Consider the following 26,116-nt stretch of genomic DNA (forward strand, 5'->3'; position numbering starts at 1 on the left):
ACATGAAAAAAACGACCGCTGCATGTTTGGCGCTGATGATGTTCTTATTATTTACCGCCGGCTGTTCACAAGAACGGACTGCCGGCAGGGCGGGAGAAACGGAGCTGACATTTTGGACGTTTAACGGACTGCACGAACAGTTTTATCAGGAAATGGCCAAAGAATGGAATCAGAAATATCCGGAGCGCAAAATTAAGCTGAATACCGTTGTTTATCCTTATGGACAAATGCATGATAATCTATCCGTTTCCCTGATCGCGGGCGAAGGGCTTCCTGATATTGCCGACGTGGAATTAAGCCGGTTCTCGAATTTTCTGAAGGGGAAGGATATCCCGCTTGCCGATCTGACTCCGCTGATTGAAAAAGACCGCGATAAGTTTGTGGAAGCGCGCCTGGCCTTATACAGCAAAAACGGCAAACTGTACGGCCTTGACACACATGTAGGGACGACCGTGATGTTTTACAACATGGATATTATGAAAAAGGCGGGCGTTGATCCCGCATCGATTAAGACATGGGAGGACTACCGGCGGGCGGGGAAAAAAGTACGCGAAATCGCGGGGAAACCGATGGGAACGGTTGAAACAAATGACTCCGCCACATTTCTTTCCGTGATTTCGCAGCAAGGATCAGGCTACTTCAGCAAAAACGGAAAGTTGATTCTGAACAATAAAACGAATATAGACACATTGAATGACTTAAAGGACATGGTAAATGATAAGACCCTTCTGCCGGCTCCCGGCGGCGGCCATCACAGTGAAGAATACTACGGTTTTATGAATCAGGGCGGGGCAGCGTCAGTGCTGATGCCCATCTGGTACATGGGACGGTTTATCGATTATATGCCTGATTTAAAAGGGAAAATGGCGATTTACCCTATGCCGGCCTGGAAAGAAGGCGGGGACAGATCAGCGGGCTTGGGCGGAACAGCCACCGTTGTGCCGAAACAGGCCGAACATCTGAAGCTCGCGAAAGAATTTCTCGGATTTGCGAAAGGTTCAAAGGAAGGAAATATTAAGCTGTGGACGGTGCTCGGCTTTGATCCGCTCCGCTGGGACGTGTGGGATTCAAAAGAATTGAAGGAGAAAAACAAGTACACGGATTTCTTCCGGAACGGTACATCCATTTTTTCCACGCTCCTTGAAGTAAAAGATGAGATCAATCCGATTTATTTGCATGAAGACTTCTCTAAAGCGGCTGATCTCGTCGTCAGACAGGTGCTGTTCGATGCGCTGAAGACGCAGGAAAAAACACCTAAGGAAGCCTTGGACGAGGCGGCACAGCAATTGGAAAAATAAGCAGCCGCCCATTTTAACGGAGAAAGCGGGGGAGCTTTTATGAGACCTGTAAAGACAGAGACAGCGCAAACCGTTTCCGCAGCCCGGAAGAAGCCGCGCCGGCGCAATGTGCTGTATTCCAAAAAAGCGGCGCCTTATCTTTTTACGGCGCCTTTTATCATTTCGTTTCTCGTTTTCTTTTTGTATCCGATCATCAGCGTGTGTATCATGAGCTTTCAGCGGATACTGCCGGGAGAAGCTGCATTTGTCGGTTTTTCCAATTACTCCTCTCTTCTTAATCCAACCTTTTACACCGCACTGTTTAATACATTGGAATATACCTTCTGGACGCTGATCGTGCTGATCCCGGTGCCGCTTCTTTTGGCGGTGATTCTGAATTCGAAGCTCGTCAGATTCAGAAATGTGTTTAAATCGGCACTGTTCGTACCGGCTTTGACATCGACGATCGTCGCGGGGATTATATTCCGGCTGATGTTCGGAGAAATGAATACGTCGCTGGCAAACGAGCTGATGATGAAGCTTGGCGTATCGCCTCAAAACTGGCTCAATAACAAAGGAACCGGCATGTTTTTAATGGTGCTGCTTGCATCATGGAGATGGATGGGCATTAACATTCTTTATTTTCTGGCCGGATTGCAAAACGTGCCGAAAGAATTATATGAGGCGGCTGAAATTGACGGGGCGAGTACGTGGAAAAAGTTCCGGCATATTACCCTCCCGTTTTTAAAGCCGGTATCGGTTTATGTGTTAACGATCAGTATGATCGGCGGTTTCAGAATGTTTGAGGAAAGCTATGTGCTTTGGCAGAATAATTCCCCGGGCAATATCGGCCTCACGCTTGTCGGTTATTTATATCAGCAGGGGCTTGCGTACAACGAAATGGGGTACGGGGCCGCCATCGGAATTGTCCTTTTGCTTGTCATCTTACTTGTCAGCCTTGTGTCGCTGAAACTGTCCGGTTCGTTTAAAGGGGAGGGATAGGTGGTGCGTAACAATCACATGTTTTCCGTGTACAGAGTCGCGTTTACCTTGTTTTTTATCATGCTGAGCCTGCTGTATATCTTTCCGATGATCTGTCTATTACTCGGTTCATTAAAGCCGTCATCTGAGCTGATGCGCATCGGACTGAATCTGCGTCTTGATCCGGATGTGATGAGCTTTGATAACTACACGTATTTGTTCAACGGGGGAAGCATTTATTTTAAGTGGTTTTTTAACAGCCTGCTGCTCGGCGTTCTCACCACGGTTCTCACACTGTTTTTTTCCTCTATGATCGGCTACGGACTCGGTGTATACGAGTTTAAAGGCAGAAATGTTATTTTCGTTCTTGTGCTGATCATTATGATGGTGCCTCTGGAAGTGATGATGCTTCCGTTATTTAAACTGACGGTGGGGCTTCATTTGATTGATTCTTATACGGGGGTGATTCTGCCGTTTATTGTGTCGCCTGTCGCCGTGTTCTTTTTCAGGCAATACGCACTCGGCCTTCCGAGGGATCTGCTCGATTCAGCGAGAATGGATGGCTGCACGGAATTCGGAATTTTCTTCAGAATTATGGCGCCCCTCATGAAACCGGCATTCGGAGCAATGATCATTCTCCAATCTTTAAACAGCTGGAATAACTTTTTATGGCCGCTGATCGTGCTTCGGTCGAAAGAAATGTTTACGCTTCCAATCGGACTGTCAGGGCTGCTGAGTCCGTACGGCAACAACTATGACATGCTGATCTCCGGTTCCGTTTTTGCGATACTGCCGGTGATTATCATATTCTTGTTTTTCCAAAAATACTTTATTTCCGGCCTGACAGTCGGCGGAGTGAAGGGATAGAGAGAGGGAGGAAACATAATGAAAAAAGCGGGAATTACAGCAGATAAAGAATATATCATCGGTGAAGTGGACAAACGGATGTACGGATCATTTATAGAACATATGGGCCGGGCGGTGTATGAAGGCATTTATGAGCCAGGACACCCGAAAGCCGACAAGGACGGGTTCAGAACAGACGTACAGGAGCTGATCAGAGAATTACAGGTGCCGTTCATCCGCTATCCGGGCGGGAATTTTCTCTCGGGCTACAATTGGGAAGACGGCGTCGGACCGGTGAAGGGCCGACCGCGGAGGCTTGATCTGGCATGGCAGACGACAGAAACGAACGAAGTCGGGACGAATGAATTTTTAACGTGGGCAAAAAAAGTGAACGCCGAAGTGAATATGGCGGTCAATCTCGGGACGAGAGGAATCGATGCCGCCCGGAACCTCGTCGAGTACTGCAACCATCCTGAAGGGTCATACTGGAGCGACTTGCGAAAATCGCACGGCTATGAAAAACCTTACGGCATAAAAACGTGGTGCTTAGGAAATGAGATGGACGGCCCTTGGCAGATCGGGCACAAAACGGCGCATGAATACGGACGGCTCGCCGCTGAAACGGCAAAAGTGATGAAATGGACGGACCCGACGATCGAATTGGTGGCCTGCGGAAGCTCAAACAGCGGCATGCCGACCTTTATCGAATGGGAGGCGGAGGTGCTTGAGCATACGTACGAGCATGTGGATTACATCTCACTGCATACGTATTACGGCAACCATGAAAATGATCTTGAAAACTATTTGGCGAAGTCGATGGATTTAGACCATTTTATCAAATCCGTCACAGCCGTATGTGATTATATGAAAGCGAAAAAACGGAGCAAAAAAACGATTCACCTTTCTTTAGATGAGTGGAATGTATGGTATCACTCCAATGAAGCGGATAAAAAAGTGGAGCCGTGGATTACGGCCCGGCCGATTCTGGAAGACATCTACAATTTTGAAGATGCGCTGTTGATCGGTTCATTGCTGATTACGATGCTGCAGCATGCGGACAGACTAAAGATCGCCTGTCTTGCCCAGCTTGTCAACGTGATTGCGCCTATCATGACTGAAAAGGGCGGAGAAGCATGGAGGCAGCCGATCTTTTATCCTTACATGCACGCCTCTGTCTACGGGAGAGGGACTTCGATGAAGCTGCTGATTACCTCCCCGAAATACGACTCAGCGGATTTTACGGATGTGCCGTATGTTGATGCCGCGGCCGTTTACCGTGAAGAGGATGAAGCCCTGACCATTTTTGCCGTCAACAAAAGCAAGGAACCGATAGAAACGGAGATCAAACTGAGAGGGTTTGAAGATTACCGCATCATTGAGCATATCGTGCTGGAGCATCAGGATATGAAAGCGACCAATCAAAAAAACAGAAAAGAAGTTATGCCTCACTCAAACGGAACGTCTTCCGCAAACGCTGAAGGGATAACGGCCTATTTTACGCCGCTGTCCTGGAATGTCATCCGTTTATCAGGAAAATAATGTTCCGAAAAGCCGGGCTGCGACGCCGGCTTTTTTTACGCAAAAATCATCTCTCGTTATCTGATAATTGTGATAATATTTAGAAAAAGAGAAAAGGGGCTGGGATTAAATGAATGCGATTACAATCGTCATAGCGTCTATATGCATTTTGGCGATCGCCTATCGGCTTTACGGTACCTTTATGATGGTCAAAGTATTAAAAATCAATGATCAGACACCGACTCCGGCCCATTTGCTTGAGGATGGGAAAGATTATGTGCCGACGAATAAATGGGTGTCATTCGGCCACCATTTCGCGGCAATTGCCGCTGCCGGCCCGCTTGTCGGACCGATTCTCGCAGCTCAGTTCGGCTATCTGCCCGGGCTGTTATGGCTGTTAATCGGGGCGGTGATCGGGGGAGCCGTGCACGATATTGTCGTATTGTTTGCATCTATGCGGAAAAACGGGAAAACGCTTTCTGAAGTCGCCAAAGAAGAGCTCGGCCCGGTGGCGGGCTTTTGCACGGGTCTTTCGATGCTGTTTATCATTACGATCACGATGGCGGGGCTGTCCATGGTTGTGCTGCACGCACTTGAGAAAAACCCGTGGGGAACGTTTGCGGTGGGGATTACGATTCCGATCGCGATGGGGGTCGGCGTCTACTATAAAAAAACGGGCAATCTCAAACTTGCATCAACTGTCGGTTTTCTTTTGTTAATGGCCGGCGTTGTGATCGGGCCGCGGCTGCAGACAACGGCTCTCGGCGACATGCTGACGTTGGATGCGAAAACACTCGCGGTGGCGCTTCCCGTCTATGCTTTTTTCGCCGCGGCGCTTCCGGTTTGGCTTTTGCTTGCCCCGCGTGACTATTTAAGCAGTTTTATGAAAATCGGGGTATTTGCCGCTTTGATCGCCGGAGTCTTTTTCGTTAATCCAGCCGTTAAATTCCCGGCCGTAACGGAGTTCATTCACGGCGGCGGACCGGTGATCGCGGGACCTGTCTGGCCGTTTATTTCAATAACGATTGCCTGCGGCGCCATTTCAGGCTTTCATGCGTTTGTCGGTTCCGGCACAACGCCGAAAATGCTGGATAAATGGAGTGATATAAAGCCGGTTGCTTTCGGAGCGATGCTTGTTGAATGTCTCGTCGGGATTATGGCGCTCATAGCCGCCGCCGCACTTGAGCCAGCCGATTATTTTGCCATTAACAGCACGCCGGAAATTTTCCGCGCCCTTGGGATGAATGTCGTCCATCTGCCTGAATTGAGCAAAGAAATCGGGCTCAGTCTGGAAGGAAGAACGGGCGGCGCTGTTACGCTTGCCGTCGGAATGACGTATATCTTTACGGAGATTCCGTTTTTCAGTCATTTGGCTTCATACTTTTTTCAATTTGTCATTATGTTTGAAGCGGTGTTTATTTTAACGGCGATTGATGCGGGAACCCGTGTCGCCCGCTACTTGATCCAGGAGTTTTTCGGAGAGGTGTATAAGCCTCTGAAAAAAACAGACTGGCTGCCGGGCTCGATTTTCTCAAGCGCGCTCGCCTGCCTGCTGTGGGGCTATCTTCTGTATTCGGGCGACATCAGCTCCATTTGGGCGCTGTTCGGCGTGTCCAATCAGCTTATGGCGTCCGTCGGATTAATCATCGGTGCGACTGTCGTATTGAAGATAGCCGATAAGCGGCGTTATATGCTGACATGCCTGATTCCTCTCGCTTATTTGTACGTGACCGTCAATTATGCGGGTTATTGGATGGTGCGGTATGTGTATTTGAATCCCGAAGCGGCGGGATACAATGTGCTGAATGGCGTTTTATCTATTATCATGCTCATTCTCGGGTTTGTGATTATCATGGCGGCTGTGAAAAAATGGGCAAACATTTGGCGTGATCCGAGTGCCAGATTGGAAGCTTCAATACCCGGATAAATCTGCCCCGAACTGTAAAACTTGCAGCATCATAAAAGCAGAGAGCCGTTCGGTCTCTCTGCTTTTTCCGTTTATGACAAATCCGCCGCTTCCAAAAGGTAATCCGCCAAATGGACCGCGCGGACACGGTCTGTTAATCCTTCGCGCAAAATGCCGAGCTGCATTTGCAAAAGGCATCCTGGGTTGGCTGTCACGATGACGGTTGCTTCCGTTTTTCCGGCGGCTTTCATCTTGCTGTCTAATATTTTCATAGACATCTCTGATTCTGTTATATTATAAATTCCCGCCGACCCGCAGCAGCTGTCGGCCTTTTCCATTTCTCTGTACTCAGCCCCTTTAATGCCTTTCAAAAGCATGCGCGGTTCCTCTGACGTATGCATCACATTGCGGAGATGGCAGGAGTCCTGATATGTGACGATATGAGGGGATTGCGCCTGAAGGTTCCTTTGATGGAACTTCAGTTCAACCAGTACGGATGAAAAGTCTTTGAGCTTCCGGACGAATTGTTCGGCACGATCCGCCCATTCAGGTTCATCCTTCAGCAAATGCGGATATTCCTGAAGAAAGGCGCCGCATCCGCCGGCGTTTGTAATGATATAATCTGCGTCAAGCGCTTCAAAAGCCGCGATATTCCGCTTGGCCAGTTCTTTTCCCGTCTCTTTTTCTCCGCTGTGCCCGTGAAGCGCGCCGCAGCACGCCTGACCTTCCGGAACCGCGATTTCACATCCGGCCGCCTGTAAAAGCGCCGTTGTCGCATGATTTGTTGCTAAAAACATCGTATCCATTAAACAGCCCGAGAAAAAAGCGGCCCGTTTTTGAACGGGACCCGAGGCGGGAAGAAAACGGGGCCGTTCCTTCATGTCTTTCCGTTTCGGGACGGGCGGGAGCACTTGTTCCATTGTGCGCAGATGCTCAGGCAAAACGCGCAGCATACCGGTTTTTCTGACGGCGGTCTGCAGTCCTGATCTTTGGTATATTCCGAGAAGATTCGCCGCTGTCCGCATGCGGTTTTGATGCGGGAAAAGCCCGGTAAATGCCGCTTTCCGCAAGAGTCGCACGCCCGGCTTATGTTTTTTATTTTGATGAATGATATCCCTTGCTTCTTCAAGCAGCTGTCCGTAATTGACTCCTGCCGGACAAACGGGCTCGCATGCCCGGCATCCGAGACACAGCGAAAGTGAGCGCTCGACATCTTCATCCGGCTCGATCAGTCCGTCTGTGACGGCTTTCATCAGGGCGATCCGGCCGCGCGGCGAATGGGATTCTTGAAATCCCGATTCGATATAGGTCGGACAGGAAGGAAGGCAGAAGCCGCAGCGCATGCAGTTCAGCAATTCACCTTCATCCATGCGGTTTTTGAATTCTGTTTGTATTTGTTTCTGCTCTTTAGCCGTTGTCATTTCATCACCACCACGCGTTTCCTTGACGAATTGGCGAATATTTTTCCCGGATTCAGCAGGTTTTGGGGATCGAGCGCTTGTTTGATCGCTTTCATGGCGGTGATGCCTTCTGTTTTCAGCTTCATTTCTAAATAAGGCGCTTTTACGATGCCGACCCCATGTTCACCTGTTATCGTTCCTCCCAGCTCAATCGCTTTCTCAAAAATGGCGGCAAAGGCTTTTTCGACACGTTCCATCTCCTCTGTATTTCGGATATCGGTGGTGCACGTCGGATGGAGGTTGCCGTCGCCTGCATGGCCGAATGTACAGATGGACAAGCCGTATGTTTCTGCAATCTCGTTAATGGCTCTGACCATATTGGCAATTTGTGATCTCGGCACGGTGGCATCTTCCAGAATCGTCGTCGGTTTCAGTCTGGCGAGAGCTGATAGTGCGGACCGTCTGGCCTCTGTAAGGGCGAATGCTTCCTCCTCGGTTTCAGCCGTTTGGACGGATACGGCGGCTCCGTTTTTACAGATGGCTTCGATTTTTTCCATATCGCGTCTGACCGTGTCGCTGTCACCGTCCTGTTCGATCAGCAGTACGGCTTTTGCGTCTGTCGGAAGCCCGATCTTGGCGTAATCTTCAATGACCTGCAGTGTCGGCTGATCCAGAAATTCGAGTGTCGCCGGAATGATTTTTTCAGCGATGATGGAAGAAACCGATTCTGCAGCCGCTTCAATATGTTCATAGAGTGCGAGCAGCGTTTTTTTCGTTTCCGGCTTCGGAACAAGCTTTAAAGTCGCTTCCGTCACAACACCGAGCGTCCCCTCTGATCCGACGAAAAGCCGGGTCAGATCATAACCGGCGACATCCTTTGTCAGCTTTCCTCCTGTGCGGATGATATCGCCTGAAGCCAAGACGGCTTCAAGGCCGAGGACATAATCCCGGGTGACACCGTACTTCAGGCCGCGCAGTCCGCCGGAATTTTCATTAATATTTCCGCCGATCGTCGATATTTTCATGCTGCTCGGATCAGGCGGATAAAATAACCCTTTCCGTTCAACCGCATGAATCATATCTTGCGTGATCACACCCGGCTGGACGGTTGCCGTCAAATTTTCCTCATCAATTTCAAGAATTCGGTTCATATGTTTGAATAAAAGAACAAGACCGCCCTCAGACGGACATGTGCCGCCGCATAAGTTTGTGCCTGAACCCCTCGGCACGATCGGAATGTCATGTCTGCTGCAAATCGTTAATATACGGGACACGTCATCCGTACAGCGGGGGGCGATTACCGCATCCGGCATGGCTTGCAGCTGAGGGGCCGCATCGTACGAATACACAAGACGGCCAGCCGCAGAATCATCATAATTCTCCTTCCCGACCGCCCGGATGAACTGTTCCTTTGCCTCTCGTGAAATCATATTCTCCCAACCTCCCGATTAGAAAAGCGTTTTCATTTAATTGTAAAGAAAAATGATTTCGTAAACTATGGAGAAATAGATGAAAAATGATGGTTATATCACGTGATTTTTGTATGTTGATCTAAAAAGCGAAGCGCCAAATAAAAAGCCGTTATGTCTTCAGGGCGGTCAAGCTTCATATTTGTCAGCGATTCCAGTTTGGAAAGACGGTAGCGCAGCGTATTAATATGAATATGCATGTCATCAGCGGTGCGCTTTAACGATAACTGCCGGTCGAAAAAGGCGCGCAGCGTATCCAGAAGTTCTTCACGGCCGAGCACATGCTCGAGAACCCGCCGTGAAAATTCAGACCGTGTGCCGGGCGCAATATCGGCAAGACACATATCCAGTTTTAAATCTTCTTCAAAGACGGCCTGCTTGTCAATAGCGCCCGCCGAAAGAGCTTTCTCCGCCTGTCCGTATGATTCCGTCAGGCGTTCTCCCGGAACGATCCGTCCGATGCCGGCCGTGACAGGCTGCCCAAAAACAGTGTTCATTCTTTTGACGAGCTTCTCCTTAGAATCCGAGTTTGTTTCATGATTAATGAGAATACGTTCATTTCCCCAGCGGACAAACAGGTCTCCAGGGTATTCACTTTGCCAGAGGCGCCCGAGCTCTTCTGCTTCATATTGCTCAAAACGGCTTTGAATGAGTATGATTCGGCGTTGCGAATGAAGGTCTGCTGCAAGGAGCTTTGCTTTTTCTAAAAAACCCGGCGACCATTCTTTTAACTGCAGCCAATCCACCATAAAGGATTCAAGCATTCTCTCACGCCATTGCACTTCTTCCAGGTGGCGCGTTTCTTTTATAAAAAGCTCCGTCATTTTTCTGAGCAATTCCCCGAAAGGCAGGATATCGTCAGGGTTTCCTGTCAGACCGAATACTCCGATCACCTCATGACCCGAAAAAACGGGGAGGTTTAATCCTGCTTTTACGCCCTCGAGCCGTTTTTCATCTTCTTTCGTAATGATGACATTCCGTTTTTCCCGCGCGCAGATCAGAGCTCCTTCATGAAAACATCCGGCGCGCGCAGCGTTGGTGCCCGCGATGATCATTCCTTTTGTATCGGCAATAATTACTTCGCGGCTGTACATATGTTTGACTTCGGCAATCAATTTTTTTGCCAGTTCCGGCTGTAACTGCATTGGCGATCCCCCTCGCCATTATTATACAAAAAAAACCGGGTGTGCCATCACCCGGTTTCATGCTTATTGCGCAGGTTTTAATCCGCCTTCAAGTGTTTTGAGCATTTCATTTTTTTCTGAGTCTGACGCATGCTGCCAAAGCACTTCGAATAAGACACCGAGACCCGGAAGCATTTTTTCTTCACCGCTTTGGATGGCGTCAACGATAGTATGCTCCAGCTGATCCTGGTTATTGCCGGTCACATTGGCAATAACGGCGTTGCGTAAATTAAGATCCATTACAACCGCTCCTTTTTTCCTGAATGTGATACGCATATTCTTACCGCGCACGCGGTTTATTATGTGCTGTTCTTGAGATATAATAACAACATGCATGAAAAAAGGAGAGCGCAGAAATAAAGTGAAACGAATTGACTCGGCAAAAAACCAAAAAGTGAAGGACTGGAAAAAACTTCACACAAAAAAAGAGAGACATAAAACGAATACATTTCTGATAGAAGGAGAGCATCTGGCAGAAGAAGCGCTCAAGTCAAAGGGAACAGTAAAAGAAATTCTCGTAAAAGATGAGAGCGCCATCCCGGCCGATCTGGACATGAGCATTCCGTGCTATGTGCTGAGCGAAGATGCGTTTTCAGCCGTGACGGAAACGGAAACGCCGCAGCAGATCGCCGCAGTGTGCCATATGCCGGACGAGAAGCCTGACCGGCTGAAGCGGCTGCTTCTGATTGATGCCGTGCAGGATCCGGGGAATTTAGGAACAATGATCAGAACGGCAGATGCGGCGGGGATTGACGCCGTTGTCCTTGGTGAGGGAACGGCAGATCCATACAACGGAAAAACGCTGCGTTCAGCCCAAGGATCTCACTTTCATATTCCCATTTTGAAACGTCCGCTCGACGAGTTTACCGATGAGCTGAAATCACAAGGCGTCGCGATCTACGGCACGGCGCTTGAAAACGGTGCGGCTTATCAAAGCGTGAAGCCTGAAGAATCGTTCGCGTTAATCGTCGGGAACGAGGGGGCGGGAGTGGACGCCGGTCTTCTGCAAAAAACGGATCTCAACCTGTACGTTCCGCTGTACGGACAGGCGGAGTCGCTGAATGTGGCGGTGGCGGCCGCCATCCTCGTCTATCATCTCAGAGGATAGGTTGCGCAAAGCCGCGAATTTCACTATAATAGATAGCAATAATGTAAAAACCGTGACAGAGGACGTCAATTTTTTCACAAGCTGCCTTCCAGGGAGAAAATGCCGCCGACTGAAAGCATTTTTATCGCAGCACAGAAATTGATTTTCACCTCTCGAGTTGTCACCGGGACCGCGCCAAACGCGCGTAAAGGTGAACCGGAACGATCGTTTCCGTTATGTCAATGAAGCTGTCGGCAGATGAAGTCTGCCTTAAAAAGGGTGGTACCGCGGCCACAACTCGTCCCTTCTCTCAAGGGGCGGGTTTTTTTGTTTTCTGAAAAAGGCATAGAACGGTTTGGTTTACATAAAAGGAGGATGCATGATGGAAGAGAAGCTTAAACAGCTCGAACTGGAAGCTGCAGAAAAAGTAGAAGCGGCAGGTTCATTAAAAGAAGTTAACGACATTCGGGTGCAATATCTCGGAAAAAAAGGGCCGATTACAGAAGTTCTCCGCGGCATGGGCAAACTGTCCGCCGAAGAACGCCCGAAAATGGGAGCGCTCGCCAATGAAGTGAGAGAGCGCATTGCAGCAGCCATTACGGCGAAAAATGAACAGCTTGAACAAGAAGAAATGAATAAAAAACTCAGCAGCCAGACGATTGACGTCACATTGCCGGGCAGTCAGGTAAACATCGGCGGGCGCCATCCGCTGACGGTCGTTATTGAAGAAATTGAAGATTTATTTATCGGCATGGGGTATACCATCGAAGAAGGTCCTGAAGTGGAAACGGATTATTACAACTTTGAGGCGCTGAATCTGCCGAAGGAGCACCCGGCCCGCGACATGCAGGACAGCTTTTACATTACAGAAGAAATGCTGATGAGAACGCAGACGTCACCGGTGCAGACGCGCACGATGGAAAAGCATAAAGGCAAAGGCCCCGTCAAAATCATTTGTCCCGGAAAAGTGTATCGCCGCGACAACGATGACGCGACACATTCCCACCAGTTCATGCAGATTGAGGGTCTCGTCGTGGATCGCAAAATCAGCATGAGCGATCTGAAAGGCACGCTTGAATTGGTCGCCAAAAAAATGTTCGGCCAAGACCGTGAAATCAGGCTCCGTCCGAGCTTTTTCCCATTCACTGAACCTTCTGTCGAGGTGGATGTGACCTGCTTTAAGTGCGGCGGACAAGGCTGTTCCGTCTGCAAAAAAACGGGCTGGATCGAAATTCTCGGCGCCGGCATGATTCACCCGAACGTGCTGAAAATGGCCGGATTCAATCCTGAGGAATACCAGGGCTTTGCTTTCGGAATGGGTGTTGAACGGATCGCAATGCTGAAATACGGCATTGAAGATATCCGCCATTTCTATACCAATGATGTCAGATTCATTTCGCAGTTTAAACAGGCGTAAGAGGAGGATACACATGTTTGTTTCATATAAATGGTTAGAAGATTACGTTGACTTGCAGGGAATCGACCCGGCCGTGCTTGCAGAAAAAATTACGAGAGCCGGTATTGAAGTTGAGGGTATCGAGTATAAAGGGGAAGGCGTAAAAGGCGTTGTCATCGGACACGTGCTTGAGCGTGAACAGCACCCGAATGCCGACAAACTCAACAAATGCCTTGTCGATATCGGTGCGGAGGAACCCGTTCAGATTATCTGCGGCGCCCCGAATGTTGATAAAGGACAGAAGGTTGCCGTTGCAACAGTCGGTGCCGTTCTTCCCGGCAATTTCAAAATTAAAAAAGCCAAGCTGCGCGGCGAAGCGTCTCACGGCATGATCTGTTCTCTCCAGGAGCTCGGCATTGAAAGCAAGCTCGTGGCGAAAGAATATGCGGAAGGCATTTTCGTGTTTCCGAATGATGCTGAAACGGGAGCTGACGCAATGGCAGCCCTTCAGCTTGATGATGCGATTTTAGAATTGGGCTTAACGCCGAACCGCGCCGACGCAATGAACATGCTTGGTGTGGCTTATGAAGTTGCGGCTATTCTCGGGACCGAGGTAAAGCTTCCGGAGACTTCATATGAAAAAGCGGCAGAAAAAGCAGCGGACGCTGTTTCCGTCAAAATTGAAGATACGCAGGCCAATCCGCATTATGCCGCAAAAATCATTAAAAACGTCAAAATCGGCCCGTCTCCGCTGTGGATGCAGACGAAGCTGATGAATGCAGGCATCCGCCCGCACAATAACGTCGTGGACATCACAAACTTCGTCCTGCTTGAGTACGGCCAGCCGCTTCACGCTTTCGATTACGACCGGTTCGGTTCAAAAGAAGTCGTCGTCAGAAAAGCGGCGGAAAACGAAACCATCGTGACGCTGGATGAACAGGAGCGCAAGCTGTCAAGCAGCCATTTGGTCATCACGAACGGAGAAAAAGCGCAAGCCGTTGCGGGAGTCATGGGCGGAGCAGAATCTGAAGTCCGTGAAGACACCACCGCGATTTTACTGGAAGCCGCTTATTTCGACGGACAGACCGTCCGCAAAGCGTCGAGAGACCTCGGGCTGAGAAGCGAAGCGAGCGCCAGATATGAAAAAGGCATTGACCCGGCACGCGTTCTGCTGGCGGCTGAACGGGCCTGCAGCCTCATTCAGGCGTATGCCGGCGGAGAAGTGCTCTCAGGCACGGTCGAAGAAAACCATCTGGAAATCGAAGCGAACAACATTCATGTATCTGTTGACAAAGTGAACGCCGTGCTCGGCATGACAATCACTAAAGAAGAAATCATCAGCATTTACAAGCGCCTCGGTTTTGCAGTCGGTGAAGCAAAAGACGTTCTGGTCGTAACGGTGCCGTCACGCCGCGGAGATATTAAAATCGAAGAGGACCTGATTGAAGAAGCGGCAAGACTGTACGGGTATGACAATATTCCGTCCACGCTTCCGGAAACGGCCGGCACGACAGGCGGCTTGACACCGTATCAGGCAAAACGCCGGAAAGTGAGACGTTTCCTTGAAGGAGCGGGTCTTTCACAAGCGACCACATATTCATTGACGAATGATAAAAAAGCGGCCGCTTTTGCGATCGAAAAATCATTCAATACGATGCTTGCTCTGCCGATGAGCGAAGAAAGAAGCATTCTCAGACACAGCCTCGTGCCGAATCTGCTTGAAGCCGTTTCATACAATCTGGCCAGACAGACTGATTCCGTTGCTTTATACGAAACGGGTTCTGTATTTCTGATGAAGGAAGAAAACACAAAACCGGTTGAAAAAGAACGGGTTGCCGGAGCCGTAACCGGATTATGGCGCAAAAACCTATGGCAGGGTGAGAAAAAGCCGGTTGATTTCTTCGTCGTCAAAGGAATCGTTGAAGGCCTGCTGCATCAATTGAATGTGTCAGACCGGATTGAATTTGTCCAGTCAGAACGCAAAAACATGCATCCCGGCCGGACCGCAAACATTCTTTTGAACGGCTCACTTGCCGGATTTATCGGACAGGTGCACCCGGCAATGGAAAAAGAGCTGGATATCAAAGAAACGTATGTGTTCGAGCTTGATCTTCACGCGCTTCTGACTGAGGAAACAGAACCTGTCGTGTACACGGCGATTCCGAAGTACCCGTCCGTCACACGCGACATTGCGCTTGTTGCAGATAAAACCGTCACAAGCGGACAGCTCGAAGCCGTGATCAAAGAAGCCGGCGGCGCGCTATTGAAAGAAGTCACCGTATTTGATGTGTACGAAGGTGAGCATATGGAAGAGGGCAAAAAATCCGTCGCCTTCTCGCTCCAATATGTCAACCCTGAACAAACATTGACAGAAGAAGAAGTGACAAAAGTCCACGAAAACGTGCTGAAAGCGCTGGAAGAAACGTATCAGGCCGTATTAAGAGGATAAAGAAAAAGCTTGCAGATCACTCTGCAAGCTTTTTTGTTATGACCTTTTCCGTTCTGCAAGGCGTTTTGCTTTTTGCGTATTGGCAAAATGCAGTTTAGTGAACGTCCTGAGGACATCTTCTCCTTTATTGATGATCAGTTTGGCGGCAGCTTCATCGACGTGCGGCCCCGCGCCTTTCGGAATCGTCATCCCGGCTTCCCGGGAAAGCTTATCCATTTCAATTAAGAAAGAATACCGCGCGATGATAGAGGCTGCGGCGACGGAAAGATGTATGCCTTCCGCCTTCGTGCTGAAAAACGTTTTTTCTTTTACGATATCCCGCCCGGAAAGATGCTTAAAATAAATGCCGGGCTCTGCAAATTGGTCAATCAGAATCGCTTCCGGTTTGACACCGTTCATTTTCCTCAGCAGATTGGAAATCGCCTGATTATGAAGGAGCGCCTTCATTTTCCCCTGGCTCATGCCTTTTTCCTGCATCTGATTGTATTTTTCATTTTTTAACACAAGCAGGCTGTAAGGAATGGTTTTAATTAACAGTTTGGCGATTTCAATAATCTGCGGATCTTTTAAATCTTTCGAATCCTTCACGCCCAGTTCTTTCATTAAAGAAAGCTTTGTTTTGTCGGCATAGGCGCAGGCAACCGTTATCGGCCCGAAGTAATCGCCTGTTCCGACCTCATCTGAGCCGATTACCGACATGGACGCAATGCCCGCCGGGGGAGCGTAGAGCGGGTCGGCCGCTTTTTTGACGGTTTTCTTTGCTTTCGGCGCCTCAGCCGTTCCCCAGCGGGCCGCTTCTGTGCCGGCGTTTTTTCCTTGAAAGAGAACCTTGCCCGAACGGTAGGCTGTAATGGTACAGCCCGGCGGCTTAGCCTGGAAGACGGCGCCCTGCGGAACGGCCGGAGTAAGGGAGCCGGCATAGGATTGTTTCATTTGTTCTATAGCGGAAGCGGATACTTTTATAACAGAATGGGACACGATATAATCTCCTTTTTTGGCACTTTTCACTGTATATACCAGTGTATCATAACAGCCTGAGGCTCGTCTTTCCATTCAATCGATAATCGTGGTATGATAGGAACTAGGATTCTCGCGGAATGGAGGAGAAACGTTGTCTGACGGCAAAAAAACCAAAACGACAGTAAACATTTACGGCCAGCACTTCACCATTATCGGGGAAGAAAGCAAAGCGCACATGCGCCATGTGGCCGGAATGGTTGATGATAAAATGAGAGAAATCAATGAGAAAAATCCATATCTTGATATAAATAAGCTCGCTGTTTTGACTGCGGTCAATGTCGTGCATGATTATATGAAACTGCAAGAAAAATATGAATTACTGGAGCGGCAGCTTAAAGAAAAGGAATGAACACCATATGATAGATATCATCATCTTAGTTTTGCTCTTGATGGGCACATTGCTTGGATTGAAAAGAGGATTTATCCTCCAATTTATATATTTAACGAGTTTCATCCTCTCGATTGCGTTTGCGGCGCTTTTTTACAAAAACCTGGCCCCGCATTTAAGTTTTATACCTGCGCCTGATTTTTCCGGCGGGCAGGCGGCTCTTTCTTTTATTAAAGGAAACGTAGAGACGGCTTATTACAACGCGATCGCGTTTGTCATTTTGTTTATCATTGCAAAGATTCTGCTTCGGATTATCGGAGCGGCGCTTAATATCATCGCAAGCATTCCGGTCATTAAACAGATCAACAAACTGCTTGGCGGGGTGCTTGGATTTCTGGAAGTCTATTTATTTGCGTTTATCCTGTTATACATCGCATCCGTACTGCCGGTGAGCACGCTTCAGGATATGCTCGCACAATCGACGCTTGCAAATATCATCACGCATCATACGCCGTATCTGTCTGGGCTCCTGCAAGAACTGTGGGCCCAGTACGGGGCATAAAAAACTTCTCTTGACCGGAGAAGTTTTTTTCAAGCTCTGCGTCAGTTGTGCCGGAGAAGAAAAATTTGTATGATGAAAAGCAGGAAACGACTGGGGGTTAACAGTATGCATAAAAAAGATATCATCAGGCTGCTTGAAACGATTGCGGTCTATATGGAACTGAAAGGGGACAACCCGTTTAAAATATCAGCCTTCCGAAAAGCGGCAGCGGCGCTTGAGCAGGATGACCGCAGCCTGTCGGAAATCGACGACATGATGTCTTTATCCGGAATCGGAAAAGGCACCTACGGCGTCATTCGTGAATATATGCAGGAAGGTGTGTCCAGCACGCTTCTCCAATTGCAGAAAGAAGTCCCGGAAGGCTTGGTTCCTCTTTTGAAGCTTCCGGGCCTAGGCGGCAAAAAAATCGCCAAACTGTATCAGGAGCTTGGCGTTCATGACGCGGAATCGCTGAAAGAAGCATGCGAGCAGCAAAAGGTGCAAGGGCTCGCCGGTTTCGGAAAAAAAACGGAGGAGAAAATCCTTCAAGCTCTCGGAGAAGCCGGAAAACAGCCGGAACGTTTTCCGATCGGCTATGCGCTCGGCATTGCTTCAGTAATTGAAGAACATTTGGACCGGCTGACGGATATTCAGAAATATTCCCGGGCCGGCAGTCTCAGAAGAGCGCGGGAGACTGTAAAAGATTTGGATTACATTATTGCTACAGATCATCCGGAGGCTGTCAGAGATCAGCTTCTGTCCCTGCCGAACGTAAAAGACGTGATAGCGAGCGGGGATACAAAGGTATCAGTTATCCTGACCTTTGAATATGAGACGAGTGTGGATTTCCGGCTTGTGACAGAGGAGCAGTTTGCGACCACACTGCATCATTTTACCGGCTCGAAAGATCACAACATTAAGATGCGCCAGCTGGCGAAAGAGCGCGGCGAACGGATCAGCGAATACGGGGTAGAAACCATAGAAACGGGAGAAGTCAAAACGTTTCCGAGTGAAGAAGCCTTTTACGCCCACTTCGGTCTGCCGTTTATTCCTCCGGAGCTCAGAGAAAGCGGGCAGGAGGTCGACACGTATCGGGAAGAAACGGACCTTGTGGAGCATAAAGCGATAAAAGGCGATCTCCACATGCACTCAGCCTGGAGTGACGGCGCTTTTTCCATCAGGGAAATGGCAGAAGCGTGTATGGCAAAAGGCTATCAGTACATGGCGATCACCGACCATTCCCAATATTTAAAGGTGGCCAACGGGTTAACGGCCGAACGGCTCAGAAAACAAGCGGAAGAAATTGACGCGTTAAACGCTGAGTTTGAAAACTTTCATATTTTTAAAGGCGTAGAAATGGACATTCTCCCCGACGGTTCGCTTGATTATGATGACAGTGTTCTGTCTGAAATGGATCTTGTCATCGCTTCTATTCATTCAAGCTTCAGCCAGCCGGAGCATGTCATTATGAAACGGCTTGAACAGGCGCTGACGAATAAGCACGTGGACATTATCGCCCACCCGACGGGCCGCCTGATCGGCAGACGGGCCGGCTATGAAGTCGACATCGACATGCTGATTGAGCTCGCAGCCAAAACAAATACGGCGCTTGAGCTGAATGCAAACCCCGCGCGTCTCGATTTACGGACTGAGCATCTGATCAAAGCAAACGAAAAAGGCGTGACTTTGGTCATTAATACGGATGCCCATAATATAGAGATGCTCGATGACATGAAAACGGGCGTGACCGCTGCGCGCAAAGGCTGGACTGAAACAAAGCATGTGTTAAACGCCCGGCCGTTACATGAGGTCAAAGCATTTCTGACGCGCAATGATTAAGTAAGGAGGACCATAAAACCGTGCAGCAAAAAGTGTTATCATCACTTGAATTTCATAAAGTAAAAGAACAGATTACCGCACATGCCGCCTCATCGCTCGGCCGGGAAAAGCTTCTGCAGCTGAAGCCTTTGACGGATCTCGCCGACATCCAAAAACAGCTGGATGAAGTCGAAGAAGCATCCGCGGTCATGCGCTTAAGAGGCCATGCTCCGTTCGGCGGGCTGACCGATATAAGATCGGCTTTGCGGCGGGCGGAAATCGGCAGTGTGCTGACTCCGGCGGAATTTACCGAATTGTCCGGGCTGCTGTATGCCGTTAAACAAATGAAGCACTTTATCAGCCAAATGACAGAAGACGGCGTCAGCATTCCGCTGATACAGGCCCATGCAGAAGAACTGATTACATTGGGCGATTTGGAAAGGGAGATTAACTCCTGCATTGACGATCACGGCGAAGTGCTTGATCATGCATCTCCCGCCCTAAGAGGAATCCGGACGCAGCTCAGGACGCTTGAATCAAGAGTGAGAGACCGTCTTGAATCGATGCTGCGTTCATCTTCCGCTTCAAAAATGCTGTCTGACACCATCGTTACGATTCGGAATGACCGCTTTGTCATTCCGGTCAAACAGGAATACAGATCAAGCTACGGCGGAATTGTCCACGATACATCTTCATCCGGTGCGACGCTTTTTATTGAACCGCAGGCGATCGTAGATATGAACAACTCGCTTCAGCAGGCGAAGGTAAAAGAAAAACAGGAAATCGAACGGATTCTCCGGATGCTGACGGAGCATACGGCTGAACACACACATGAAATCGCTAAAAATGTAGAAGTGCTGCAGACATTGGATTTTATTTTCGCCAAAGCGAGATACGCAAAAGCGATGAAGGCGACAAAACCATTCATGAACGGAGACGGCTTTATCCGTCTCAAAAAAGCGCGCCATCCGCTGCTGCCCCAAGATCAAGTCGTCGCCAATGATATTGAATTGGGCGGAGATTATTCAACGATCGTCATCACGGGCCCGAATACGGGCGGTAAAACCGTTACGTTAAAAACACTCGGGCTGCTGACGATAATGGCGCAGGCAGGATTGCACATACCGGCTGATGTGGGATCGGAAGCTGCCGTATTTGACAATGTGTTTGCCGATATCGGAGATGAACAGTCGATCGAACAAAGTCTGAGTACGTTTTCATCCCACATGGTCAATATCGTCAGTATTTTAAAAGAAGTGTCTGAAAACAGTCTTGTGCTGTTTGATGAACTCGGTGCCGGAACAGACCCGCAGGAAGGGGCGGCGCTTGCCATGAGCATTCTTGACGAAGTCCACCGGACAAACGCCAGAGTGCTTGCGACAACCCATTATCCGGAACTGAAAGCATACGGATATAACCGGCAAGGCGTCATGAACGCCAGCGTTGAATTTGACATTGAAACACTTTCGCCTACGTATAAGCTCCTGATCGGAGTACCAGGCCGAAGCAACGCATTTGAAATTTCAAGACGCCTCGGCCTGCCGGAGCATATCATCGGCCAGGCGAAGTCAGAAATGACCGCCGAACACAACGAAGTCGATCTGATGATCGCATCGCTTGAAAAAAGCAAAAAAAGAGCGGATGAAGAGCTTTCTGAAACCGAATCAATCAGAAAAGAAGCAGAAAAACTGCATAAAGAGCTTCAGCAGCAAATCATTGAGCTGAACGCCCAAAAAGATAAAATGATGGAAGAAGCCGAACAAAAAGCGGCGGAAAAACTGGAAGCCGCCGCAAATGAAGCCGAACAAATCATCCGCGAGCTCCGGTCCATCAAGCAAGAACACAGATCCTTTAAGGAACACGAGCTGATTGATGCCAAAAAACGTCTCGGAGACGCGATGCCGGCTTTTGAAAAATCAAAGCAGCCGGAAAGAAAAACAGAGAAAAAACGCGAGCTGAAGCCGGGCGACGAAGTAAAGGTGCTCACATTCGGACAAAAAGGGGCGCTGCTTGAAAAAACCGGCGAGAAAGAATGGAACGTCCAAATCGGCATCCTCAAAATGAAGGTGAAGGAAAAAGATCTCGAGTTTCTCAAATCGGCTCCTGAACCGAAAAAAGAAAAAGCAATCACCGCCGTAAAAGGGAAGGATTATCACGTATCCCTTGAACTTGACCTCAGGGGAGAGCGTTACGAAAATGCCCTCAGCCGCGTCGAAAAATATTTAGATGACGCGGTGCTTGCCGGCTACCCGAGAGTGTCCATCATTCACGGAAAAGGCACGGGCGCCCTTCGCAAAGGGGTGCAGGATCTTCTGAAAAACCACCGCAGCGTGAAAAGCGCGCGGTTCGGGGAAGCGGGAGAAGGAGGATCAGGCGTAACGATTGTCGAACTAAAATAAAAAGGGAGAAAACGTCATGAATGCTTTTTGGGAAAATGAGCTTGTTGAAATCGCGGCTTATTACAGTGTGGCCGTCTTGTGTCTCGTCATTTTTCTGACCGTGTTTGAATTGGTGACATCTTATAAAAACTGGGTGGAAATCCAAAAAGGCAATCTTGCGGTGGCAATGGCGACCGGAGGGAAAATTCTCGGTATCGCGAATGTCTTTCAACACAGCATCGCCCAGCATAATTCGCTTTTGCAAATGATCGGCTGGGGCGTATACGGATTTATTATGCTTTTAATCAGCTATTTTATCTTTGAATTTCTGACGCCCCGGTTTAAAATTGATAAAGAAATTGAAAAAGATAACAGAGCTGTCGGCTTTATTTCATTTGTCATCTCAGTCGGCCTGTCATTTGTGGTGGCCGCCGGGATTTAAGGGGACGGGGAAAAATGGAGAAGCTTGCGAAAGTGCTGCTGTCGGCAGCGGGAATTTTTCTGTTCATCGGACTTATTTATCTGGTCATGACATCTTAATACTGAAAAAGGGCTGCCGAATTGAAATCGGCAGTCTTTTTTATTGAGAATACCAGTTTATGCTCATCGTATCAGAGCAAATGACGGCTTCCCAATTCATGGCGCGGATAACAGACAGCATGTCTTGATCCTCCATGAGAAAGAGTGTTGTGAAAGAATCGTACACACTCATAAAAGCGGCGCGCCGCTTTACATCGGCAATCATCATGTCAGCCTGCAGCAGTCCGCATACATCCGAAGGCGACGTTTGCTTGAGTGAAAATAGGCCTTCCGCTTCGATCGGCTCATAAAAAGTGCAGCGCTCAATGCCTTTTGAACGAAACACGTCCAAGAGTCCCGGTATCAAAAATGGCGAAGTGACATCATCGCTCGGCAAGTACAGATCGGGGTGATGAAGCCGGTTTAACAGCGCGGCGGATTCAGGCCGGGCATATTCATCCCGCAGTGCCGTGACAGCAGTCATCAGTGCAAGCGCGGTCTCTTTTTCAGAGCGCAGTCCGCAAATGGTCATGACGGTTTTCCAGGAAACGGGTCTGCCCATCGCAAGGATTTCTTCATCACTCGGATAGATATGCTCAAAAGGCCGCTTGCGCTTTTGCGCTTCCCACCCATCCGGCATTCGGACAAAGGGATGAAGCAAAAAGGCGGCTGAAGTAAACGGCTTCGGCAGCTGGCGCAGGATAGGAACTCCCTCTTCAAAATGCAGCGTTTCCAGCAAACTCAACACCTCCTGAACTCGAAATAGCATGAAACGCTTTCCAATTCCAATCAGCCTTCTGCTATAATAATAGCGTATAGGAAAACAGAAGGGAGAGGTTTTATGCAGTCTGAAAAGCCATGGCTTTCTCAATATCCCGAAGAGATTCCGTATGAGCTTGAATTTACCGGTCAAACCCTGCCATCCAATCTGACAAACTCCGCAGCTCAATTCCCGAACCATACCGCCATTTATTTTCTCGGAAAAAAACTCACATTCCAAGACGTTCTCACAGATTCATTAAAGCTAGCCGCTTTTTTACGCAAAACAGGCCTGAAAAAAGGCGACAGAGCCGCCATTATGCTGCCCAATTGTCCGCAGTCGGTCATCGCATTTTACGGCGTATTGTTCGCAGGGGGCATAGTCGTTCAGACCAATCCGCTCTACACGGAACACGAGCTTGAGTATCAGCTGCAAGACAGTTCGCCGCGCGTGATCATCACCCTCGATATGCTGTTTCCGAAGGTGATAAAAATGAAAACGTTGTCAATTGTTGAACGCATTATTACAACCAGTATCAAAGATTTTTTGCCGTTTCCGAAAAATATGCTTTATACACTCACGCAAAAAAAACAAGTGCATATCGATTACGACGGACATGAACAGATTCACAGCTTAGCGGACATTTTAAAAAATGAAAAAGCGGAGAAGGCGGAGGAATTTGATATTGATCCTGAGCATGACATCGCCGTGCTTCAATACACGGGCGGAACAACCGGCTATCCGAAAGGCGTCATGCTCACGCACAAAAACATTCAAGCCAATACAGAAATGGGCGCCGCCTGGATGTACAAAATGAAAAAAGGAGCCGAAAAAGTGCTTGGCATCGTCCCTTTTTTTCATGTGTACGGATTAACCGCCGTGCTGAATTTTTCCATCATGCAGGGGTGTGAAATGATTCTGCTTCCTAAATTCAATCCCTTGGATACCCTGAAAACAATCGACAGGCAAAAGCCGACAGTTTTTCCGGGAGCTCCGACGATTTACATCGGGCTATTGCATCATCCGGAACTGAATCAATATGATCTGTCCTCCATAAAAAGCTGTCCGAGCGGTTCAGCGGCGCTGCCGGTCGAAGTCAAACAGAAATTTGAAAAAGTGACCGGCGGAAAGCTTGTGGAAGGCTACGGATTATCCGAAGCATCACCGGTGACCCATTCAAATTTCATCTGGGGAAAAAATAAGCCCGGCAGCATCGGCTGTCCCTGGCCCAATACCGATGCCGGAATCTATTCAGAAGAAAAACGCGGGCTTGCGGAGCCGTATGAACACGGCGAGCTGATCGTAAAAGGCCCGCAGGTTATGAAAGGCTATTGGAACAAGCAGGAGGAGACGGCCCGTGTCATCAGAGACGGCTGGCTGTTTACCGGTGACATGGGATATATGGATGAGGAAGGATTTTTCTACATCGCCGACAGGAAAAAAGACATCATCATTGCCGGAGGATACAACATTTACCCTCGTGAGGTGGAAGAGGCGCTGTATGAGCATGAAGCCGTTCAGGAAATCGTCGTAGCGGGCGTGCCTGATTCCTACAGAGGGGAGACGGTGAAAGCATTTGTCGTTTTGAAAAAAGGCGCCGAAGCGGATGCCGATGAGCTTGATGCGTTTGCCAGAGAGCGGCTTGCGCCGTACAAAGTCCCGAAGCTGTACGAATTCAGAAAAGAGCTTCCGAAAACGGCCGTCGGAAAGATATTAAGAAGGCGTCTCGTCGAAGAGGAAGATGCTTCTCATGAAAACAAGGTGCCTTAAAAGAAAAACTTGACAAAACCGGGAATCCTTTTTATCATGAAGTTATGAATGAATAGTCATTCATTTATTGAAGGAAGGAACGATGACATTGAACCAAAAACGGCCAAAGTATATGCAGATCATTGATGCAGCAGTAGAAGTCATAGCGGAAAACGGCTATCACCAATCACAGGTGTCCAAAATCGCCAAGCAGGCCGGCGTTGCGGACGGCACCATCTATTTATATTTCAAAAACAAAGAGGATATACTCATTTCTCTTTTTAAAGAAAAGATGGGCCAGTTCATTGAACGCATGGAAGAAGAAGTGAAAGAAAAAACGACGGCAAAAGAAAAACTCGCTCTCGTCATTAAGCAGCACTTCACACTGCTCGGCAATGACCGCCACCTCGCGATTGTGACCCAGCTTGAGCTCAGACAGTCGAATATCAAGCTGCGCCTGAAAATCAATGATATTTTAAAAGGTTATTTAAACATGCTGGACACCATTTTGACCGAAGGAATCGAGTCGGGCGAATGGAAAGACAATCTCGACGTCCGCCTCGCCCGGCAGATGATATTCGGGACGATAGATGAAACAGTGACAACATGGGTGATGAACGATCAGAAATATGATCTTCCGGATTTGTCAGACAAGGTATTGGAACTGTTGGTGTCAGGGATTCATCAAAACTAAAGGGGGTTGACGGATGAACAGCCTTTCAGTGGCGGTTGAACAATCTGTCGCGGTGATCACCATCAATCATCAGCCGGCCAACGCGCTGTCCGGTGCGGTTTTAGCTGAATTATCCGGTCTGTTCGACCGGTGTGAAACAGATGACAGCGTCAGAAGCATCATCATTCGCGGAGAGGGAAAATTTTTTTCGGCGGGCGCCGATATAAAGGAATTTACGTCGCTTGATGATCTTGAGCAATCCTCTGCCATGGCGGATAAAGGCCAGCAGCTGATGGAAAGAATTGAAGGGTTTCCGAAGCCCGTTATCGCGGCGATTCACGGCGCTGCGCTCGGCGGCGGTCTGGAGCTTGCCATGGCCTGCCATATCAGAATCGCCACATTGGATGCAAAGCTCGGCCTGCCCGAGCTGAATCTCGGCATTATTCCGGGCTTTGCCGGGACGCAGCGCCTGCCCCGGTACGTCGGCACGGCGAAAGCGCTTGAGATGATCGGCACCTCAGAACCTGTGACCGGAGAAGAAGCGCTCAGCCTCGGGCTTGTCACAATAGGCGCCGAAAATGAAGAGGAGCTGCTGGAAAAGGCGAAAACGCTAGCGGGCAAGTTTGCGGAAAAAAGCCCGCAGTCGATGGCTTCCCTGCTTGAACTTCTTTATTCAAACAAAGTCTATTCTTATGACGGCGGCTTAAAGCTCGAAGCAAAGCGCTTTGGGGAAGCATTTGCATCAGAAGACGCAAAAGAAGGCATTCAGGCATTTCTCGAAAAAAGAAAGCCTCAATTCGGTGGGCGAAGATAAAGG

22 protein-coding genes are annotated in these 26,116 nt (G+C 48.9%); 16 read left to right on the forward strand and 6 right to left on the reverse strand.

The window, feature by feature from the left end; genetic code table 11:
• The first annotated feature begins 2 nt into the window (after positions 1–2).
• The 5 genes from ACH32G_RS10855 to cstA all read left to right on the forward strand — a co-directional run bounded on the left by ACH32G_RS10855 (position 3) and on the right by cstA (position 6,549).
• The gene (locus tag ACH32G_RS10855; RefSeq protein ID WP_366971308.1) at positions 3–1,298 is read left to right on the forward strand and encodes an ABC transporter substrate-binding protein; all 1,296 of its coding nucleotides are present in this window, start codon (positions 3–5) and stop codon (positions 1,296–1,298) included.
• 39 nt (positions 1,299–1,337) lie between these two features.
• On the forward strand, positions 1,338–2,279 hold the full coding sequence (locus ACH32G_RS10860; RefSeq protein WP_448814348.1) for a carbohydrate ABC transporter permease: 942 nt from the start codon (positions 1,338–1,340) through the stop codon (positions 2,277–2,279).
• Positions 2,280–2,297: 18 nt separating this feature from the next.
• Positions 2,298–3,125, forward strand: a complete 828-nt coding sequence (locus ACH32G_RS10865; RefSeq protein ID WP_032864872.1) for a carbohydrate ABC transporter permease — start codon at positions 2,298–2,300, stop codon at positions 3,123–3,125.
• A gap of 18 nt (positions 3,126–3,143) precedes the next feature.
• On the forward strand, positions 3,144–4,643 hold the full coding sequence (gene arfA, locus ACH32G_RS10870) for an arabinosylfuranosidase ArfA (protein WP_448814349.1): 1,500 nt from the start codon (positions 3,144–3,146) through the stop codon (positions 4,641–4,643).
• Between the two features lie 109 nt (positions 4,644–4,752).
• Positions 4,753–6,549 carry a carbon starvation protein CstA gene (gene cstA / locus ACH32G_RS10875; protein WP_448814350.1) on the forward strand — a complete coding sequence of 599 codons (1,797 nt, stop codon included), beginning with the start codon at positions 4,753–4,755 and terminating at the stop codon, positions 6,547–6,549.
• Positions 6,550–6,620: 71 nt separating this feature from the next.
• On the opposite strand, the gene ACH32G_RS10880 is transcribed toward cstA, so the two are convergent.
• The 4 genes from ACH32G_RS10880 to sspI all read right to left on the reverse strand — a co-directional run bounded on the left by ACH32G_RS10880 (position 6,621) and on the right by sspI (position 10,821).
• Complete coding sequence (locus ACH32G_RS10880; RefSeq protein ID WP_448814351.1) at positions 6,621–7,949, reverse strand: (Fe-S)-binding protein; 1,329 nt, start codon at positions 7,947–7,949, stop codon at positions 6,621–6,623.
• Positions 7,946–9,358, reverse strand: coding sequence for a glycolate oxidase subunit GlcD (gene glcD / locus ACH32G_RS10885; RefSeq protein WP_448814352.1), 1,413 nt, complete (start codon positions 9,356–9,358; stop codon positions 7,946–7,948). Before glcD ends, ACH32G_RS10880 begins: the two co-directional genes overlap by 4 nt.
• 98 nt (positions 9,359–9,456) lie before the next feature.
• Complete coding sequence (locus ACH32G_RS10890) at positions 9,457–10,542, reverse strand: CdaR family transcriptional regulator (protein ID WP_448814353.1); 1,086 nt, start codon at positions 10,540–10,542, stop codon at positions 9,457–9,459.
• 63 nt (positions 10,543–10,605) lie between these two features.
• Positions 10,606–10,821: a small acid-soluble spore protein SspI gene (sspI, locus tag ACH32G_RS10895; protein WP_003152527.1), complete on the reverse strand. Its 216-nt coding sequence runs from the start codon at positions 10,819–10,821 to the stop codon at positions 10,606–10,608.
• 121 nt (positions 10,822–10,942) lie between these two features.
• Here sspI and ACH32G_RS10900 point away from each other — a divergent pair, with 121 nt between their 5' ends.
• The 3 genes from ACH32G_RS10900 to pheT all read left to right on the forward strand — a co-directional run bounded on the left by ACH32G_RS10900 (position 10,943) and on the right by pheT (position 15,513).
• The gene (locus ACH32G_RS10900) at positions 10,943–11,689 is read left to right on the forward strand and encodes a TrmH family RNA methyltransferase (protein WP_064777777.1); all 747 of its coding nucleotides are present in this window, start codon (positions 10,943–10,945) and stop codon (positions 11,687–11,689) included.
• Positions 11,690–12,050: 361 nt separating this feature from the next.
• On the forward strand, positions 12,051–13,085 hold the full coding sequence (pheS, locus tag ACH32G_RS10905; RefSeq protein ID WP_016938647.1) for a phenylalanine--tRNA ligase subunit alpha: 1,035 nt from the start codon (positions 12,051–12,053) through the stop codon (positions 13,083–13,085).
• 13 nt (positions 13,086–13,098) lie between these two features.
• Positions 13,099–15,513 (forward strand): phenylalanine--tRNA ligase subunit beta, encoded by a 2,415-nt coding sequence (gene pheT / locus ACH32G_RS10910; RefSeq protein WP_448814354.1) that lies wholly within the window; start codon positions 13,099–13,101, stop codon positions 15,511–15,513.
• 36 nt (positions 15,514–15,549) lie between these two features.
• Here the strand turns inward: pheT and rnhC are convergent, their stop codons facing one another.
• On the reverse strand, positions 15,550–16,491 hold the full coding sequence (rnhC, locus tag ACH32G_RS10915; RefSeq protein ID WP_016938649.1) for a ribonuclease HIII: 942 nt from the start codon (positions 16,489–16,491) through the stop codon (positions 15,550–15,552).
• A gap of 133 nt (positions 16,492–16,624) precedes the next feature.
• Between rnhC and zapA the strand changes: the two genes are divergently transcribed.
• The 5 genes from zapA to ACH32G_RS10940 all read left to right on the forward strand — a co-directional run bounded on the left by zapA (position 16,625) and on the right by ACH32G_RS10940 (position 22,040).
• Entirely contained in the window at positions 16,625–16,882 is a 258-nt protein-coding gene (gene zapA, locus ACH32G_RS10920; RefSeq protein ID WP_016938650.1) for a cell division protein ZapA, read from the forward strand.
• Positions 16,883–16,889: 7 nt separating this feature from the next.
• Positions 16,890–17,423, forward strand: coding sequence for a CvpA family protein (locus ACH32G_RS10925; protein WP_269774685.1), 534 nt, complete (start codon positions 16,890–16,892; stop codon positions 17,421–17,423).
• Positions 17,424–17,528: 105 nt separating this feature from the next.
• Entirely contained in the window at positions 17,529–19,241 is a 1,713-nt protein-coding gene (gene polX / locus ACH32G_RS10930; protein WP_099744739.1) for a DNA polymerase/3'-5' exonuclease PolX, read from the forward strand.
• Positions 19,242–19,261: 20 nt separating this feature from the next.
• A complete protein-coding gene (locus ACH32G_RS10935; RefSeq protein ID WP_448814355.1) occupies positions 19,262–21,619 on the forward strand; it encodes an endonuclease MutS2 in 2,358 nt (785 codons plus the stop codon).
• A gap of 16 nt (positions 21,620–21,635) precedes the next feature.
• Positions 21,636–22,040 (forward strand): DUF350 domain-containing protein, encoded by a 405-nt coding sequence (locus ACH32G_RS10940; RefSeq protein WP_003152541.1) that lies wholly within the window; start codon positions 21,636–21,638, stop codon positions 22,038–22,040.
• A gap of 138 nt (positions 22,041–22,178) precedes the next feature.
• Here the strand turns inward: ACH32G_RS10940 and ACH32G_RS10945 are convergent, their stop codons facing one another.
• Positions 22,179–22,856, reverse strand: coding sequence for a DUF2711 family protein (locus ACH32G_RS10945; RefSeq protein ID WP_448814356.1), 678 nt, complete (start codon positions 22,854–22,856; stop codon positions 22,179–22,181).
• Positions 22,857–22,958: 102 nt separating this feature from the next.
• Here ACH32G_RS10945 and ACH32G_RS10950 point away from each other — a divergent pair, with 102 nt between their 5' ends.
• The 3 genes from ACH32G_RS10950 to ACH32G_RS10960 all read left to right on the forward strand — a co-directional run bounded on the left by ACH32G_RS10950 (position 22,959) and on the right by ACH32G_RS10960 (position 26,113).
• Positions 22,959–24,647 carry an AMP-binding protein gene (locus tag ACH32G_RS10950; RefSeq protein WP_448814357.1) on the forward strand — a complete coding sequence of 563 codons (1,689 nt, stop codon included), beginning with the start codon at positions 22,959–22,961 and terminating at the stop codon, positions 24,645–24,647.
• Between the two features lie 88 nt (positions 24,648–24,735).
• Positions 24,736–25,320 (forward strand): TetR/AcrR family transcriptional regulator, encoded by a 585-nt coding sequence (locus ACH32G_RS10955; RefSeq protein WP_014470798.1) that lies wholly within the window; start codon positions 24,736–24,738, stop codon positions 25,318–25,320.
• 13 nt (positions 25,321–25,333) lie between these two features.
• Positions 25,334–26,113, forward strand: a complete 780-nt coding sequence (locus ACH32G_RS10960) for an enoyl-CoA hydratase (RefSeq protein ID WP_016938656.1) — start codon at positions 25,334–25,336, stop codon at positions 26,111–26,113.
• Positions 26,114–26,116 lie beyond the last annotated feature (3 nt).

Source organism: Bacillus sp. CIS52 (assembly GCF_053545315.1).

What these genes read in the sequence shown, in the direction of transcription:
- pheS (WP_016938647.1), top strand. Translation starts at nt 12,051, where the DNA reads ATGGAAGAGAAGCTTAAACAGCTCGAACTGGAAGCTGCAGAAAAAGTA.
- ACH32G_RS10960 (WP_016938656.1), top strand. Translation starts at nt 25,334, where the DNA reads ATGAACAGCCTTTCAGTGGCGGTTGAACAATCTGTCGCGGTGATCACC.
- ACH32G_RS10950 (WP_448814357.1), top strand. Translation starts at nt 22,959, where the DNA reads ATGCAGTCTGAAAAGCCATGGCTTTCTCAATATCCCGAAGAGATTCCG.
- cstA (WP_448814350.1), top strand. Translation starts at nt 4,753, where the DNA reads ATGAATGCGATTACAATCGTCATAGCGTCTATATGCATTTTGGCGATC.
- ACH32G_RS10860 (WP_448814348.1), top strand. Translation starts at nt 1,338, where the DNA reads ATGAGACCTGTAAAGACAGAGACAGCGCAAACCGTTTCCGCAGCCCGG.
- pheT (WP_448814354.1), top strand. Translation starts at nt 13,099, where the DNA reads ATGTTTGTTTCATATAAATGGTTAGAAGATTACGTTGACTTGCAGGGA.
- sspI (WP_003152527.1), bottom strand. Translation starts at nt 10,821, where the DNA reads ATGGATCTTAATTTACGCAACGCCGTTATTGCCAATGTGACCGGCAAT.
- ACH32G_RS10925 (WP_269774685.1), top strand. Translation starts at nt 16,890, where the DNA reads ATGATAGATATCATCATCTTAGTTTTGCTCTTGATGGGCACATTGCTT.
- ACH32G_RS10855 (WP_366971308.1), top strand. Translation starts at nt 3, where the DNA reads ATGAAAAAAACGACCGCTGCATGTTTGGCGCTGATGATGTTCTTATTA.
- arfA (WP_448814349.1), top strand. Translation starts at nt 3,144, where the DNA reads ATGAAAAAAGCGGGAATTACAGCAGATAAAGAATATATCATCGGTGAA.
- ACH32G_RS10865 (WP_032864872.1), top strand. Translation starts at nt 2,298, where the DNA reads ATGTTTTCCGTGTACAGAGTCGCGTTTACCTTGTTTTTTATCATGCTG.
- ACH32G_RS10940 (WP_003152541.1), top strand. Translation starts at nt 21,636, where the DNA reads ATGAATGCTTTTTGGGAAAATGAGCTTGTTGAAATCGCGGCTTATTAC.
- ACH32G_RS10890 (WP_448814353.1), bottom strand. Translation starts at nt 10,542, where the DNA reads ATGCAGTTACAGCCGGAACTGGCAAAAAAATTGATTGCCGAAGTCAAA.
- ACH32G_RS10880 (WP_448814351.1), bottom strand. Translation starts at nt 7,949, where the DNA reads ATGACAACGGCTAAAGAGCAGAAACAAATACAAACAGAATTCAAAAAC.
- glcD (WP_448814352.1), bottom strand. Translation starts at nt 9,358, where the DNA reads ATGATTTCACGAGAGGCAAAGGAACAGTTCATCCGGGCGGTCGGGAAG.
- polX (WP_099744739.1), top strand. Translation starts at nt 17,529, where the DNA reads ATGCATAAAAAAGATATCATCAGGCTGCTTGAAACGATTGCGGTCTAT.